This window comes from Exiguobacterium chiriqhucha RW-2, from assembly GCF_000416965.1.
GTDB lineage: Bacteria > Bacillota > Bacilli > Exiguobacteriales > Exiguobacteriaceae > Exiguobacterium > Exiguobacterium chiriqhucha.
The window spans coordinates 244,602-259,046 of the sequence record NZ_ATCL01000014.1; the positions used below are offsets into that span (position 1 = coordinate 244,602).

A 14,445-nucleotide genomic window follows, 5' to 3' on the forward strand; every position below is an offset into this window, starting at 1 on the left:
AAAAACTAATCCTTTTCCCGTTTCATGACACTTTCATGTCGTGAGACGGGTTTTTGTTGTCAAATTGACACTATGTTTTCGTAAAAAACTATCCTATAATTTTTTTTGCGAAGGTTCAACATTACATACACGAATCCGATACATCCATAAAACACACAGCACTAACCTTCTCGTCATTTGAATATAAGAAAAGGGGGAGCAACGAGACACAACTCCATTCAACCATCATCGTCCGTCACCACGTTTTGTCAGTCATCAGGAGAGGAATAGGTAGTGAAATTGAAAAAGTTAATTATGTCTCTAACGGTAGTGTTGTTGATTGTTAGTCTGAACATGTCTAAAACGGGGGCACAAACCATGAACCCACTCGACGGTGTGAAGAACTATCAAGTGTATTATGGCCATCCAACGGCAGCGATTTTGAAAGATATGCAAAACTATGACCTCGTCATCATTGAACCGCTCCATTATACGAAAGCGCAAGTGGAGCAAATCAAAGCACGCGGGACAAAAGTACTCGGATATATTAGCGTCATGGAAGTCGCGACATGGAACACGGGTCTCATGTCAAAACTTCAGTCAGGTGACTTCTTTACGCGTAACGGACAACGTGTCCATTACTCGGAATGGGATTCGTACTTGACGAACATCGCCTCACCGCACTTCCAAGGGTTGCTCCTCACGGAAATCCAGAACCAAGTCGTCGCCAAAGGCATCGATGGCGTATTCATGGATACGGTCGGTGATATCGATAACGAACATTTGAACAATCCGACCGTGCTCAAGCAGCAACGTGACGGACTCGTCAACTTCTTGAAGCAAGCACGGGCCCGCTATGGTGAGATCGCCATGGTCCAAAACTGGGGCTTTGACACGTTGGAAACGTCAACGGCACCTTACGTCGACGGCATCATGTGGGAGAGTTTCAACGCCGACACGATCAAGAGCGACGCTTGGTCACAAAACATGATTAAGAAATTACAAGCGGTCGACGCGAAGCATTCAGTTAAGACGCTCACGATTTCGACACGTCTTAGCGCGGACAGCCACAAGCTCGCCAAAGATTCTGGATTCATCCACTTCCACGAAGCGGATGCTTACGTGAACTGGAACGCAGGTCTCGTGACGCGCACACAGGATACGGCACCGGTCGCAGTAGCACCGACGACGAAGCCAGCTACGACGACAACGACGAAGCCAGCTACGACGACAACGACGAAGCCATCTACGACGACAACGACGAAGCCAGCTGCGACGACAACGACGAAGCCAGCTGAAACGATAACGACGAAGCCAGCTGAAACGACAACGACGAAGCCAGCTGAAACGACAGCAACGAAACCGGCTGCGACGACAGCAACGAAACCGGCTGCGACGACAACGACGAAACCTGTGACAGAAACGGCGACAAAGCCAGTCACAAAGCCAGTCTCAGCTCCGAAAGCAGATGCCTCGACGGACAAACCGACCGAGTCGAAACAAAAAGCAAAAACTGACTGGAAGCAAGAGAAGAAAGACAAAAAAGAGAAGAAGAAGGCGAAAAAGCATGCCAAAAAACATGCTAAAAAGCATGCCGCCAAGCACAGCTCGTCTAACGACCATCACGCCGCCAAAGGAAACATGTGCGGAAAAGTGAAACACAAAACGGCCGGTTTCCTAAACTTCTTCAAATTCTAAACCATGTGTCACCTGAACCCCGAGGGATCGATTTCGTTCCTTCGGGTTTCGTCTGACCTCTTAAAAAACAGAAGTTGACCCTACCTTTCTCAGAAAAGTTAGGGTACAATGCTCAAGAGAGATTGAGAGAGGAGTGAAGCATGATGGGCAAAGTACACGTTTATGACCACCCATTGATTCAGCACAAGATGACGATTATGCGTAAAGTAGAGACGGGGACGAAGCAGTTCCGTGAACTCGTAGACGAGGTTTCGTCACTCATGGCATATGAAATTACACGCGACCTTCCGCTTACTGATGTGGAAATCGAGACACCGGTCTCTGTATCGACACAGAAGATGATTGCCGGCAAGAAATTGGGAATCGTCCCAATTTTACGGGCAGGCCTCGGCATGGTGGATGGCTTCCTCAAAATGATGCCGAACGTCAAAGTCGGTCACATCGGTTTATACCGTGACCCAGAGACGCTCGAGCCGCACGAATACTATCTCAAGTTGCCGACGGACGTCACAGAACGTGACTTCATCGTCGTCGACCCGATGCTCGCGACAGGCGGTTCAGCAGCCGACGCGATTGCCGCGCTTAAAAAGCACGGTGCCAAGTCGATCAAGCTCGCTTGCCTCTGTGCAGCCCCTGAAGGTGTGGAACGTGTTCAAGCCGAACACCCGGACGTCGAAATCTATCTCGCCGCACTTGACGAGAAGTTGAACGACCACGGCTACATCGTACCAGGACTCGGTGACGCAGGTGACCGTCTGTTCGGAACGAAATAAGCATGAACCCGATGAGAGGATCCTGGTGATCCTCTCTTTTTTGTGGGAATGTGCACCAATCGATTCAAATTAGTTGAGACGATCGAAGAGACGGCCGATAGTAGAAGAGGAAGAGACCGTAAGTCGGTCCGATGTCGGGATAAGGGAAGAGACACGATGAAGACTAAATTCTCGCTACTGCAAAGATACTTACTCATCTCCTTGATGGCGTTGTTTTTAACGAGCGTCTGGAGCTATAGCGCGTTTCAGGACATCGAGCAGGAAAATCGACGAATTGTCGAGGAAGCCATCCCGATTTCGAACGCCGCCTCGGAGCTGTTTCGGTTACTGCTCGACCAAGAGCTATCGGTCCGGGGCTATACATATAACCAAGACACGCAGTCGCTCGAACAGTATGAGGCGACGAAACAATCATTGGAGGAGACGATTCGTATTATTCGTGAACTCGACGAGCGTCATCCGATCATGCAGGAATTGATTCAAGACGAGGCGTTGCCGCTCATTCAAAAAATGGAGGCGTTCCATGCGTCGCAAATCGAACTCATCGAGGCGGGGGACGTCATCGCCGCGAACGCGCGTCGCTATAGTGGCATCGATTATATCAACCAGTTCCGAGACGTCGATGCGGCCCTTCGTGAAGACATCGACAACATCATCCAACAAGCCACGCTTCGGAGTGAAACTGCCTCGAATTCAGCGAAATGGGTCATCTTCATCGTCGTCGGCATCGCATTGTTGCTGTTGATGACGTTCATGCATACGTTCCGGCTCGAGCGCAGCAAACAAGCGCTCATCCATCGCTCGCTCCATGACGCCTTGACCGGGATTTGGAATCGTCGAGCTTTTGACGAGAAGTTAGAACGGATGTGGGACGAAGCGACCGATACCGGAGACGTGCTTGCGCTCCTCTTGCTTGATATCGATGCGTTCAAGACGTATAACGACACATACGGCCATTTGGCCGGAGACGCTTGCCTCGAACGGGTGGCGAACGCGATTGACAAGGCGGTCGGGGAAGACGGCATGACGGCCCGCTATGGAGGCGAAGAGTTCGCGGTGCTCCTGCGGCCACGCCACGCGCGGCAACCGAAAGAAATCGCGGAACGGATTCGGCAGGCGGTGCTCAAACTGAACATCGCGCACGAAATGTACACCCCGTTGCGAAAAGTGAGTGTCAGCATCGGCGTCGCCGAACATGCGCCAACGCCAAGTGGCGATAAGACCGACTTGATTGAGGCGGCCGACCAAGCCCTCTATCAAGCAAAACAGAGTGGGCGCAACCGCGTCTCGGTCGGTCAGGCGACGAACGTAGGTTAAAATCGGCCACAGAAAAAAGACGACCTTCCCGATTCGAACGGGAGGGTCGTCTTTCGTATAGGTTTATTGTTCAATCAATCCTTCTTGGATAAGGAAGTCGCGGGCGACTTTCTCCGGACGTTGTTTCTCGACGTCAGCAAGATAATTGAGCTCTTGCATCGTCTCGTCCGTGATTTTCCCGCTCAGCAAGTTCAATACGTCCGCGAGCTCAGGATGCTCGGCGAGCGTCTCTTCGCTGACGATTGGGACCGCGTAATACGGCGGGAAGAACTGTTTGTCGTCCTCGAGGACGGTCAAATCAAAGCGTTTAAGCAAGCCGTCGGTCGAGAAGCTGTCGATGGCGTTACTCTCATTGTTCATGAGTGCCGTATAGCGGAGTCCGCCGTCGACCGGTTTCACGTCCTGGAAGTTGAATGGATACGCTTCTTTCAAGCCGAGGTATCCGTCTTCCCGGTTCGAGAACTCGATTGTCGGACCGAAGACGAGCTCGTCACTCACCGCAGCGAGATCTGAGACGGTCTTTAAACCGTATTTGTCGACGTCTTCTTGTTTGACGGCGATGGCGTAGGTGTTATTGAAGCCGATCGGGTCGAGCGTGCGGATATCGAAACGTTCGTTCACTTGTTTCACGACTTTGTCGTAGACGACGTCCGGGTCGTTCTCGACTTCTTGCTTCAATACATCGACGAACAACGTGCCCGTATATTCGACGTACGTATCAATCTCACCGGTCCGTAGGGCACTGAAAGCGACCTGGGTCCCGCCGAGGTTCAATTGACGTTTCACATCGAGGTCTGTCTTGTCTTCAATCAAGTCGGCGACCATGTTCCCGAGAATCAATTGCTCGGTAAAGTTTTTCGATCCGACGACAATCGTGTCGTCTTCACGGGTGAAGGCGTAAATTGAACCGGCGAGGAGTAGGACGAACGCCGTCGCGATGACGATGAGTGGTTTCGTGACTTTCTTCGCCGAACGACGCGTCTTTTTCTTCATCCGGCCATCCGCTAGGACGATGCCGTTCGGTGCGACCTTGTACTCGATGCGGCTGACGATGAAATCAATCAACAGTGCGAGCAGACCGGCCGGGATGGCACCGGCAAGGATTTGGTTGTTGTCAACGGTCTGAATCCCGGCGAAGACGAGATAGCCGAGACCACCGGCTCCGACGAACGCGGAGATGGTCATGAGTCCGACGGCCGTGACCGCCGAGATGCGAATCCCGGCCATGATGATCGGGAGCGCGAGCGGGAGCTGAATCTTACTCAAAATCTGACGGTCGGTTAGGCCGATCCCTTTAGCTGACTCGAGCGTATCACCCGGGATGCTCGAGAGGCCCGTGTACGTGTTCTTCACGATCGGGAGGAGCGAGTATAAGACGACCATGATGATGGCCGGCGTCGACCCGATTCCGATGAACGGGATGAGGAAACCGAGGAGCGCCAAACTTGGTACGGCTTGGACAACGCTCGTCAGCCCGAGAATCGGTTTCGCGAGGCGCGGAATCCGTAAGATGAGAATCCCGAGCGGTACCCCTAACAGCACCGCGAGTGAGACGGCGAACACCGTCAGTTGTAAGTGTTCGAGCAAGAGCGTCCCGATTTGATCGGTGTTGCTCGTGAAGTAATCGAAAAATGATTGAATGGCGTTCATAGCGTTTCCTCCTCTTGCATGAATTGCTCACTGAGGACGGAAAGCAAACTGCTGCGTGTAATCAAGCCGTGAAGTATTGAACCGTCGACGACAGGGAGGTACCCTTGGTCGCTCGTGTTCATGACGTCTAAAATGTCGAGAAGCGAGTCCTCGATTGAGACGAAGGCGTAATTCGTATTCATGACTTCCTCGAGTCGCTTCGTCTTGTCTTGGATGCTGTGGACGTCCTTCAATTTGATGAGTCCTTGGAGGACGCGATCACGGTCGGTGATCAACAGGCTGTCGACTTTGCGTGAACGCATGATTTCAATCGCTTGAAGCACTGTCCGTTTCCCGCTGATGGATACCGGATCGGTGATCATGATATCTTTCGCTTTGATGAATTCAGGACTGTTCCAAATTCGATTTTTCCCGATGAACGATTCGACGTACTCGTCTTTCGGGTTCCGAAGGATTTGTTCCGGGGTATCGAACTGGACGATTTCCCCGTCGCGCATGATACAAATGCGATCGGCCAGCTTGATCGCCTCATCCATATCATGGGTGACGAATACAATCGTCTTTTTCACTTCTTCTTGCAGGTTGAACAGCTCTTCTTGGAGGTCGTTTCGCGTGACAGGATCAAGGGCGCTGAACGGTTCATCCATCAAAATGACTTCGGGATCGTTCATGAGGGCACGGGCGAAACCGATGCGTTGTTGTTGCCCACCGCTCAATTCGCTCGGATAGCGATCGATGAACTGATCCGGGTCGAGACCGACCATACGGAGAAGGTGTTCGGTGCGTGCGTCCATGTCTTGTTCGGCATGTCCTTCGAGGCTCGCAATCAATTGAATGTTTTCACGAATCGTCATATGCGGAAAGAGGCCGGTCTGTTGAATGACGTAGCCCATCTGGCGCCGCAATTCGATCGGATCCATTTTTCGTGTGTCTTGGCCGTTGACGATAATCGTGCCTTCTGTCGGCTCGATCAAGCGGTTAATCATTTTCAATGAGGTCGTCTTCCCACAGCCGGACGGGCCGATAAAGACGACGAGCTCACCTTTGTTGATCGTGAGATTCATCTCTTTCAAGACGGTCGTTTGTTTGAACGTTTTCTTGACTTGTTTAAACTCAATCATGCAGTCACCCTTTTCAGTAATTATTTTCACATAACCTTATATGCCCGTTGTTAGATGATTGTAAACATTTTTTTCGAAAAAAGCGTTTGAACCTTTGATAAAGCGGGGATTATTATTATCTTTTTTATTCGAAATGAAAAAGAGAGGAGGACACGTGTAGCCAGTGTCTTCCTCTCAATACGTTAGTTTGCATGATTGTCCATCGCCTCGACGAGTAAATCTGCCAAATGGACAGCTCGCATCGAGTCGGTCCCGTGTTCTTGAATGCCGAGTTGCATCTGCATGTGGCAGCCCGGGTTCGATGTCACGATCGTTTGTGCCGCCGTGGCGTTCACGTGACCCATCTTCATCTCGAGGATGTCGTTCGCGATCACCGGTTGCAATAGATTGTAGACGCCGGCCGAGCCACAGCAGTGATCGGCATGCTTCTGTTCGATATAGACGGCGCCTTCGATTGCCTGGAGCAATACCCGCGGGGCGAGTGCCCCTTTTTGTACGTTGCGGAGGTGGCACGAGTCTTGGTACGTGATGAGTTGCTCCGGTAGGGAGAGCGGTACGCGGTCGAGGAAGCCGACCTCAATCAAAATCGAGGCGAAGTCTTTAATCTTGGCCGTGAACCGTTCCGCGCGTTCGGCCCATTCCGGGTCGTGCTTTAACAGATGGTCATAGCCGACGAGGAACGCACCGCAACCGCCGGCGTTCGTGATGATGTAATCGACGTCCTCGGCCTCGAACGCTGCGATATTCTGCTTGGCGAGCGTGATGGCACCCGTCTGTTCACCGGCATGACCATGTAAGGCCCCGCAACACTGTTGCGTTTTCGGGATGACAATGTCGCAGCCCGCCGCTTGGAGCAGTTTAATCGTGTTGGCATTCGTCTCATAGAACATCGTGTCCATCAAACAGCCGCTGAAGAAGGCGACACGGGCCGTTGTCGCTCCCGTCGCCGGGATTCGCTCCGGGCGTCGACGTCGCTCCGTCTTCGGCGGGACCGTCGGTAAAATCGTCTCCATCTTCTGGAGCTGGTCCGGGAACCAATCGAGGATGCGGAGCTTGTGAGTGAGCGTCTGGACGCCAGACTGTTGATAGAAGCGGAGAAAGCCCGTCGCCGTCTCCATCTTCGCCTTATTCAAGAACAGCCCGTCAAAGACGACTTTCCGGACGAGCCGCTCGCGGACCGGCATTTGTCCCGTCGCACGTTTATGTTCGGTGATGGCGGCGCGTGCGTCCTCGAGCAGGACGCTATAGCGTACCCCGGCCGGACATGCCGGCTCACAGGCGAGACAACCGAGACATTCGTTGAGCGTCTTTTCGACGCCCTCGTCCGGTTCAATCAATCCGTCGACGACACCTTTCATGATGGCGATGCGACCGCGCGGGGAGGCGGACTCGTCTTTCGAGCGGATATACGTCGGGCACGTCGGCAGGCAAAAACCGCAACGCATGCAGCCGAGCATCTCTTCATAGTCGAGCTTCTCGGTCATGCGGGTGGCGAGTTCGGGCGTCTGTTTCATGATTTACCTCCTTGGACGATGCGTTTTTTCGCCGCTTTGGCGAACATCTTCTGCGGATTCATGATGCCGTGCGGGTCGAAGGCGAGCTTGATGCCTTTCATGACGTCTATCCCGGCCGGACCGAGCTTCCATTCGAGATACGGTGCTTTCATCGCCCCGACCCCATGCTCGCCGGTGATCGTCCCTCCGAGGTCGAGCGCGGCAGCGAAAATATCGGCGAACGCCGCCTCGACACGTTCCATCTCCTCATGATTCCGGGCATCGGTCGCGACCGTCGGATGCAGGTTGCCGTCCCCGGCATGACCGAACGTGGCGATTTGAATGTCATACGCCCGTCCAATCGCTTCGATGCGCCGGACCATCTCGGCAATCTCGCTCCGTGGCACGGTCGCATCCTCTAAAATCGTCGTCGGGCTGAGTCGGGCGAGGGCGGACAAGGCGATGCGCCGGGCGTAGCGGAGCGTCTCGGCATGCGCCTCGTCTCGGGCCACTTCGACCGACAAGGCACCTTCTTCTAAGCAGACGGCATGCATCGCTTCGATATCTTGTCGGACGACGTCACGCGGGCCGTCCTGTTCTAATAGAAGGAGAGCGCCGACGTCAGTCGGCAATCCGATGTTCGCATACGCCTCGACGACCTCGATTGTCTTCTTGTCCATGAACTCGAGCGTCGCCGGGATGACGCGATTCTCGATGATGCGGCTCACTGTTCGGGCCGCGCTGTCCAAGTCCTCGAAATAAGCGAGCATCGTCTGTTTTGTCTCGGGGAGCGGGATGAGCTTGAGTGTCGCTTGCGTAATGACGGCGAGTGTCCCTTCCGAGCCGACGAGGAGACGCGTCAAATCGTACCCGGCCACGTCCTTGGCGAGCTTGCCGCCCGTATGGAGGACATCCCCGTTCGGGAGCACCGCCTCGAGCGCGAGCACGTAATCGGCCGTCACACCGTATTTCAATCCGCGTAACCCACCTGAGTTCTCGCTGATGTTGCCGCCAATCGTCGAGATTTTCATCGAGCTCGGATCCGGTGGATAGAACAGTCCTTTCGCCTCGACGGCTTGCGCTAGATGGGCAGTGATGCAACCCGGCTCGACCGTCACCGTCAAATTCTTCTCATCAATCTCGAGGATGCGGTCCATATGGCGGAAATCCATGACGACACCACCAGAAAGCGGCGTCGTCCCGCCAGCAAGGTTCGTCGCCGACCCACGGGGGACGACCGGGATGCGGTATGTATGGCAAAGTCGTAGCACAGCCTGAACATGCTCGGTCGAGCGGGGGGCGACAATGGCGTCGGGCATCGCCTGATAGTTCGGTGTCGCGTCAAACGAATAGGCGAGTCGAGTCGTCGGGTCCGTGAAGACGACGTCGGCACCGATTTCCTCACGTAATTGATTCATCCAGTCCATGGTAGTTCCTCCTCACACGCATCAAAATTTTCATGATGCGGGCGTCGGTTTCGAAAGTCACAAAATCGACACATTTTTAGATAGCGCTTACATCGTAATCGTAGCCATTCGAACTGGTATTGTCCACCCATTTCGGCTTGATGGGAAGGGATTTCCAGACGTGTGGCCGATAAAAATCGCCCTGTGAGATTCATCACTACAAATTCGTCAGAACCCCTCGACATGACAAAAAGATAATCGGTATACTGATACAGGACGATGAAAACGATTTCAAAATCGGGTCAACGTCCGTTTCAAAACCTTTTGTGAACGTAAGCCGTTTGTCATTGTGTTTTCCAAAACGTGGAGGTATAACTGAACTATTCTTCATCTGATTCGCAATGTGAAATGTTATAAAGTCAACATTTTTATTTCACCGTTTCTTCATACTTTTTTAAAATTTAGCGATTTTAATTTAGTTTGTGAACTGCGTAAAAGCCTTGATACACCTTGATTTAAAGCGCTTTTATAATTGTGAAATTCATTGACTTCTTATGCCATTTCCAGTACTCTGAACTTGTGTGACTTTTGATGGTCACGCGAGTGTGAATTCGATGGAGAAGACGGAAAGCTCGGCAGCTCGAAAGGAGGATCAGGATGACGAAAAAAGACAATCGTTACCTATCCTACGCCTCGCTCGCCTCTCAAATTTCGACCGCGCTCGCTGGACCGATCGTCATCGGTTATCTCGTTGGCCAATACGGGGCGAGACGTGAGTTTTGGGGCACGTTTGGTTGGAATGTGTCGGTGTTTCTGGGGATGGCTCTCGGAATCACGGCGCTTGTTCTCACCCTTCGAAGTTTACTGACAGGAGAGGACGAATGAAGCTAGAACAAACGGAACTACAACAAGTGCAAGCAGACAGAAAAGCACAAAAGCAGTTGATGAAACGCTATACGAAGTGGTTTATCGGATGGTTCGCCATTCTCCTCATCGGAGCGCTCATCGTCCCTATGTACAAACCGGTATTTCTCGGCTTGTTCCTAGGTGGGGTCGCCAGTCTCATTATTCTACATATGCAGAATCGAAGCGTCATTCGTATGTTTGACGTCATCGAACATGGACGACGCCCAAAGTCGCACGGGACTGTTTCAAGAATGGCAGTCGGTGCACTAGCCGTGATAGTCGGTCTCTTTTATGAGGATCGAGTATCGCTGATTGCGGTGGTAACTGGTCTAATCGCCGGCCACATCATACAATTTGGCGAGTTCACACTTGCCCAGCTCAGCAGGAAAAGAGGTGAATACTAATGGGTCATGAGTTTCCCACATATTCTCTACAACTCGGAGATTATACGTTATATGGGAGCTGGACGAACGTCATTACGGTGCTGATCGCATCACTACTCGTATTTACGTTTGCCGTTTGGGGAACGCGACGCTTGGCTATGAAGCCGACTGGTAAGCAGAACTTAATGGAATTCTTCGCAGAATTCACACGCGGGATTATCTCGAGTGCGATGGACTGGAAGACTGGGGGCCGTTTCATCGGGTTTGGAATGACGTTGATTTTGTTCATTCTCTTCTCGAACTTGATGGGTCTACCGTTTAACGTCATTTCTGGTCACTATCTATGGTTCAACTCACCGACGGCCGATCCTTACGTCACGTTGGCATTGTCGACACTCGTCGTTGCAATGTCGCACTATTACGGCGTGAAGCTACACGGTTTGAAGCACTACTCGGCGGAATTCGTGAAGCCGGTCTGGTTCTTATTGCCGATCAAGCTCATCGAGGAGTTCGCGAACACCTTGACGCTCGGTCTGCGTCTTTACGGTAACATCTTTGCCGGTGAAATCATGATTACCATCATCTTGGGACTCGCAATTACCGCAGAAGGGGCACTTAACCCACTCGGTGCTGTGTTCGCAATTCTCCCAATGATTTTATGGCAAGGCTTCTCAATCTTTATCGGGGTTATCCAATCCTACATTTTCCTGACGCTTGCAATGGTGTACATCGGGCATAAAGCTTCTGCCGAGCATTAATTCGGGCAGGTCTCGCCAAAGCGTTGAACAAAAAAACTATTTACTTAACTTTTAGGAGGAATATACACAATGGAACAAATGAATCTTCTCGCAACAGCACTCGTTATCGGTCTTGGAGCACTCGCGGCTGGTATCGGTAACGGTCTCATCGTATACGGAACAGTACAAGGACAAGCACGTCAGCCAGAACTCAAAAACGAACTTCGTCAAACAATGTTCATCGGTATCGGTTTGGTTGAAGCCCTCCCGATCATCGGTGTGGCTGTCGGTTTCCTTCTCCTCAACTCTTGATTACGAGTTAACGAGAACAACGTAAGAGGGAGCGTGTCTCCCTCACTTATTTAGTCAAGAGGAGGGTATGCATGGATACGATGATGATTGCAGCTGGTGCTGGTGGCGAAGGCCTCCGCATCCTGGATATGATCTTTACACTTTTCACATTCCTCGTACTCTTGGCCCTGTTGAAGAAATTTGCTTGGGGACCACTCCTTGGAATGATGAGACAGCGTGAAGAGTATGTAGCGAACGAAATTGAGCTCGCTGAAAAGAGCCGCAAAGATGCGGAAACATATGTAGTCGAACAACGTGACGCATTAAGTGCAGCACGTACAGAATCGAAAGAAATGCTTGATTCAAGCCGTCGTCAAGCAGAAGCGGAACAAGCACGCTTGGTGGAGCAGGCGCGTTTGGAAGCCGAACAAATCAAGATCGAGGCGGGTAAAGCGATCGAACGTGAGCGTGAGCTCGCGAAACAATCGCTCCAGACCGAAGTCGTCACACAGGCGCTCTCGGCCGCACGCCACGTCCTTCAGTCAGACCTTAAAGGCGACGAAGTGAAACAACGTGCCCTCGTTACAGACTTCCTGTCTAAAGCGAAAGGTGCTAACTGATGAACACATCGTTAGCAAAACGCTATGCCAAAGCGCTCTTCGACTTAGCGCGGGAACAAGGCACGCTCGACCAAGTCGAAGCGGAAGTGCGTCTGCTCGATGAAGTGCTCCACGCGACTCCTGAACTCACGGATCTCTTAACGAATCCGGCAATCAGTGACAGCGAGCTTGCACAGCTTTTAACACATAGCTTTGGTGACATGACAGATATCGTGCTCAACACACTTCTCGTCATGGTCGAAAACGACCGTGCGAGCGAAGTTCGCGGCTTGTCGCGCTACGTCCTTGATTACATCAACGACTACCGTGGCATCGCCGAAGGGTTCGTCACGAGTGCTTACCCGTTGTCGGCAACAGAGTTGAAAGAAGTCGAACTCGTCTTCGGTCAGAAGATGAACAAGACGCTTCAATTGAAGAACGTCGTCGATGAAGACGTCATCGGTGGACTCCGTGTCCAGATCGGCTACACGACGTATGATGACACAATCGAAAACAAACTAACACGCCTCGAGCGTGAATTGTTGAATGCGTAAGAAATAGGGGTGAATTCAATGACGATCAAAGCTGAAGAAATCAGCGCCCTGCTAAAAGAGCGGATCGCTTCGTACGGTTCTGAAATCGAAGTCAGTGAGACAGGTACAGTCATTCAAGTAGGTGACGGTATCGCTCGTGCATACGGACTCGATAACGTTATGGCGGGGGAACTCGTAGAGTTCTCTAACGGCGTAATGGGCTTGGCGCAAAACTTAGAAGAAGGTAACGTCGGGATTATCATCCTTGGCGACTACAAAGGCATCAAAGAAGGCGACTCGGTAAAACGTACGGGCCGCATCATGGAAGTTCCAGTCGGTGAAGCGCTCCTCGGACGCGTCGTCAACCCACTCGGACAACCAATCGACGGTCTCGGACCGATCGTGACGGACACATACAACCCGATCGAGCGTAAAGCTTACGGCGTTATGGCCCGTAAGTCAGTTCACGAACCGCTCCAAACTGGGATTAAGGCGATTGACGCCCTCGTACCAATCGGTCGCGGACAACGTGAGCTCATCATCGGTGACCGTCAAACTGGTAAGACTTCGCTCGCAATCGATGCGATCATCAACCAAAAAGAAGAAAACATGGTCTGTATCTACGTCGCAATCGGTCAGAAAGAATCGACTGTCCGTGGCGTAGTTGAGACGCTCCGTCAAAACGGCGCCCTCGATTACACGATCGTTGTTTCGGCATCGGCTTCACAGCCAGCCCCACTTCTTTACCTCGCACCATTCGCTGGGGTATCGATGGGTGAGTACTTCATGGACCGCGGACAACACGTCCTCGTCGTATATGATGACCTCTCGAAACAAGCGGCAGCTTATCGTGAGCTCTCGCTTCTTCTCCGTCGTCCTCCAGGCCGCGAAGCCTACCCAGGGGATGTCTTCTACCTCCACTCACGCCTTCTTGAGCGTGCGGCGAAGTTGAACGACGAACTCGGCGGCGGTTCATTGACAGCACTTCCGTTCATCGAGACACAAGCGTCGGATATCTCGGCTTACATCCCGACGAACGTTATCTCGATCACAGACGGTCAAATCTTCCTTCAGTCGGACCTCTTCTTCTCAGGGGTACGTCCTGCGATTAACGCCGGTCTCTCGGTATCGCGTGTTGGTGGTTCGGCTCAAGTGAAAGCGATGAAGAAAGTTGCCGGTACGCTCCGTCTTGACCTCGCGTCATACCGTGAGCTCGAAGCGTTCGCCCAGTTCGGGTCGGATCTCGACAAAGCGACACAAGCGAAGCTCAACCGTGGACAACGTACCGTTGAAGTCTTGAAACAAGACTTGAACGCACCGCTCTCGGTCGACAAGCAAGTCATCATCATCTACGCTCTCACGAAAGGTCATCTCGATGACGTCCCAGTCGAAGACATCCGTCGTTTCGAAAAAGAAATGAACGCATGGCTCGACCAAAACCGTGCGGACCTCTGCCGTGAAATCCGTCAAACAGGAAACCTTCCTGCTGACGAGGCGATGGTCGATGCACTTACGGAATTCAAAAAGACGTTCTCGCCATCGGTTTAATCCGGTGACGA

The 14,445-nt window shown here is 52.2% G+C and carries 14 protein-coding genes; 10 read left to right on the forward strand and 4 right to left on the reverse strand.

Annotated features, from left to right (window positions below):
* The first annotated feature begins 357 nt into the window (after window positions 1-357).
* The 3 genes from M467_RS31420 to M467_RS21010 all read left to right on the forward strand — a co-directional run bounded on the left by M467_RS31420 (window position 358) and on the right by M467_RS21010 (window position 3,767).
* Window positions 358-1,677 carry a glycoside hydrolase family 191 protein gene (locus M467_RS31420; protein ID WP_021066125.1) on the forward strand — a complete coding sequence of 440 codons (1,320 nt, stop codon included), beginning with the start codon at window positions 358-360 and terminating at the stop codon, window positions 1,675-1,677.
* Between the two features lie 143 nt (window positions 1,678-1,820).
* Window positions 1,821-2,450 (forward strand): uracil phosphoribosyltransferase, encoded by a 630-nt coding sequence (gene upp / locus M467_RS21005; protein ID WP_021066126.1) that lies wholly within the window; start codon window positions 1,821-1,823, stop codon window positions 2,448-2,450.
* Window positions 2,451-2,606: 156 nt separating this feature from the next.
* Complete coding sequence (locus M467_RS21010) at window positions 2,607-3,767, forward strand: GGDEF domain-containing protein (RefSeq protein ID WP_021066127.1); 1,161 nt, start codon at window positions 2,607-2,609, stop codon at window positions 3,765-3,767.
* Between the two features lie 63 nt (window positions 3,768-3,830).
* On the opposite strand, the gene M467_RS21015 is transcribed toward M467_RS21010, so the two are convergent.
* From M467_RS21015 to M467_RS21030, 4 genes are all read right to left on the reverse strand, one after another.
* Entirely contained in the window at window positions 3,831-5,417 is a 1,587-nt protein-coding gene (locus M467_RS21015; protein WP_021066128.1) for an ABC transporter permease/substrate-binding protein, read from the reverse strand.
* Entirely contained in the window at window positions 5,414-6,538 is a 1,125-nt protein-coding gene (locus M467_RS21020; RefSeq protein WP_021066129.1) for an ABC transporter ATP-binding protein, read from the reverse strand. The genes M467_RS21015 and M467_RS21020 overlap by 4 nt, the downstream gene beginning before the upstream one ends.
* A 182-nt stretch (window positions 6,539-6,720) precedes the next feature.
* On the reverse strand, window positions 6,721-8,052 hold the full coding sequence (locus M467_RS21025) for a (Fe-S)-binding protein (RefSeq protein ID WP_021066130.1): 1,332 nt from the start codon (window positions 8,050-8,052) through the stop codon (window positions 6,721-6,723).
* Complete coding sequence (locus M467_RS21030; protein WP_052013668.1) at window positions 8,049-9,449, reverse strand: FAD-binding oxidoreductase; 1,401 nt, start codon at window positions 9,447-9,449, stop codon at window positions 8,049-8,051. Before M467_RS21030 ends, M467_RS21025 begins: the two co-directional genes overlap by 4 nt.
* Before the next feature lie 645 nt (window positions 9,450-10,094).
* Here M467_RS21030 and M467_RS21035 point away from each other — a divergent pair.
* From M467_RS21035 to atpA, 7 genes are all read left to right on the forward strand, one after another.
* Window positions 10,095-10,322, forward strand: coding sequence for a hypothetical protein (locus M467_RS21035; protein ID WP_021066132.1), 228 nt, complete (start codon window positions 10,095-10,097; stop codon window positions 10,320-10,322).
* Window positions 10,319-10,747, forward strand: coding sequence for an ATP synthase subunit I (locus M467_RS21040; RefSeq protein ID WP_021066133.1), 429 nt, complete (start codon window positions 10,319-10,321; stop codon window positions 10,745-10,747). The genes M467_RS21035 and M467_RS21040 overlap by 4 nt, the downstream gene beginning before the upstream one ends.
* On the forward strand, window positions 10,747-11,484 hold the full coding sequence (atpB, locus tag M467_RS21045) for a F0F1 ATP synthase subunit A (protein WP_021066134.1): 738 nt from the start codon (window positions 10,747-10,749) through the stop codon (window positions 11,482-11,484). The genes M467_RS21040 and atpB overlap by 1 nt, the downstream gene beginning before the upstream one ends.
* Before the next feature lie 78 nt (window positions 11,485-11,562).
* Complete coding sequence (atpE, locus tag M467_RS21050; RefSeq protein ID WP_024370837.1) at window positions 11,563-11,775, forward strand: F0F1 ATP synthase subunit C; 213 nt, start codon at window positions 11,563-11,565, stop codon at window positions 11,773-11,775.
* A 71-nt stretch (window positions 11,776-11,846) separates the two neighbouring features.
* Window positions 11,847-12,374, forward strand: coding sequence for a F0F1 ATP synthase subunit B (gene atpF / locus M467_RS21055; RefSeq protein WP_021066136.1), 528 nt, complete (start codon window positions 11,847-11,849; stop codon window positions 12,372-12,374).
* Entirely contained in the window at window positions 12,374-12,907 is a 534-nt protein-coding gene (locus tag M467_RS21060) for a F0F1 ATP synthase subunit delta (protein WP_021066137.1), read from the forward strand. The genes atpF and M467_RS21060 overlap by 1 nt, the downstream gene beginning before the upstream one ends.
* Window positions 12,908-12,925: 18 nt before the next feature.
* A complete protein-coding gene (gene atpA / locus M467_RS21065; protein WP_021066138.1) occupies window positions 12,926-14,434 on the forward strand; it encodes a F0F1 ATP synthase subunit alpha in 1,509 nt (502 codons plus the stop codon).
* Window positions 14,435-14,445 lie beyond the last annotated feature (11 nt).

Coding starts and splice junctions, on each gene's coding strand:
- M467_RS31420 (WP_021066125.1), top strand. CDS start 358: ATGAACCCACTCGACGGTGTGAAGAACTATCAAGTGTATTATGGCCAT.
- upp (WP_021066126.1), top strand. CDS start 1,821: ATGGGCAAAGTACACGTTTATGACCACCCATTGATTCAGCACAAGATG.
- M467_RS21010 (WP_021066127.1), top strand. CDS start 2,607: ATGAAGACTAAATTCTCGCTACTGCAAAGATACTTACTCATCTCCTTG.
- M467_RS21015 (WP_021066128.1), bottom strand. CDS start 5,417: ATGAACGCCATTCAATCATTTTTCGATTACTTCACGAGCAACACCGAT.
- M467_RS21020 (WP_021066129.1), bottom strand. CDS start 6,538: ATGATTGAGTTTAAACAAGTCAAGAAAACGTTCAAACAAACGACCGTC.
- M467_RS21025 (WP_021066130.1), bottom strand. CDS start 8,052: ATGAAACAGACGCCCGAACTCGCCACCCGCATGACCGAGAAGCTCGAC.
- M467_RS21030 (WP_052013668.1), bottom strand. CDS start 9,449: ATGAATCAATTACGTGAGGAAATCGGTGCCGACGTCGTCTTCACGGAC.
- M467_RS21035 (WP_021066132.1), top strand. CDS start 10,095: ATGACGAAAAAAGACAATCGTTACCTATCCTACGCCTCGCTCGCCTCT.
- M467_RS21040 (WP_021066133.1), top strand. CDS start 10,319: ATGAAGCTAGAACAAACGGAACTACAACAAGTGCAAGCAGACAGAAAA.
- atpB (WP_021066134.1), top strand. CDS start 10,747: ATGGGTCATGAGTTTCCCACATATTCTCTACAACTCGGAGATTATACG.
- atpE (WP_024370837.1), top strand. CDS start 11,563: ATGAATCTTCTCGCAACAGCACTCGTTATCGGTCTTGGAGCACTCGCG.
- atpF (WP_021066136.1), top strand. CDS start 11,847: ATGGATACGATGATGATTGCAGCTGGTGCTGGTGGCGAAGGCCTCCGC.
- M467_RS21060 (WP_021066137.1), top strand. CDS start 12,374: ATGAACACATCGTTAGCAAAACGCTATGCCAAAGCGCTCTTCGACTTA.
- atpA (WP_021066138.1), top strand. CDS start 12,926: ATGACGATCAAAGCTGAAGAAATCAGCGCCCTGCTAAAAGAGCGGATC.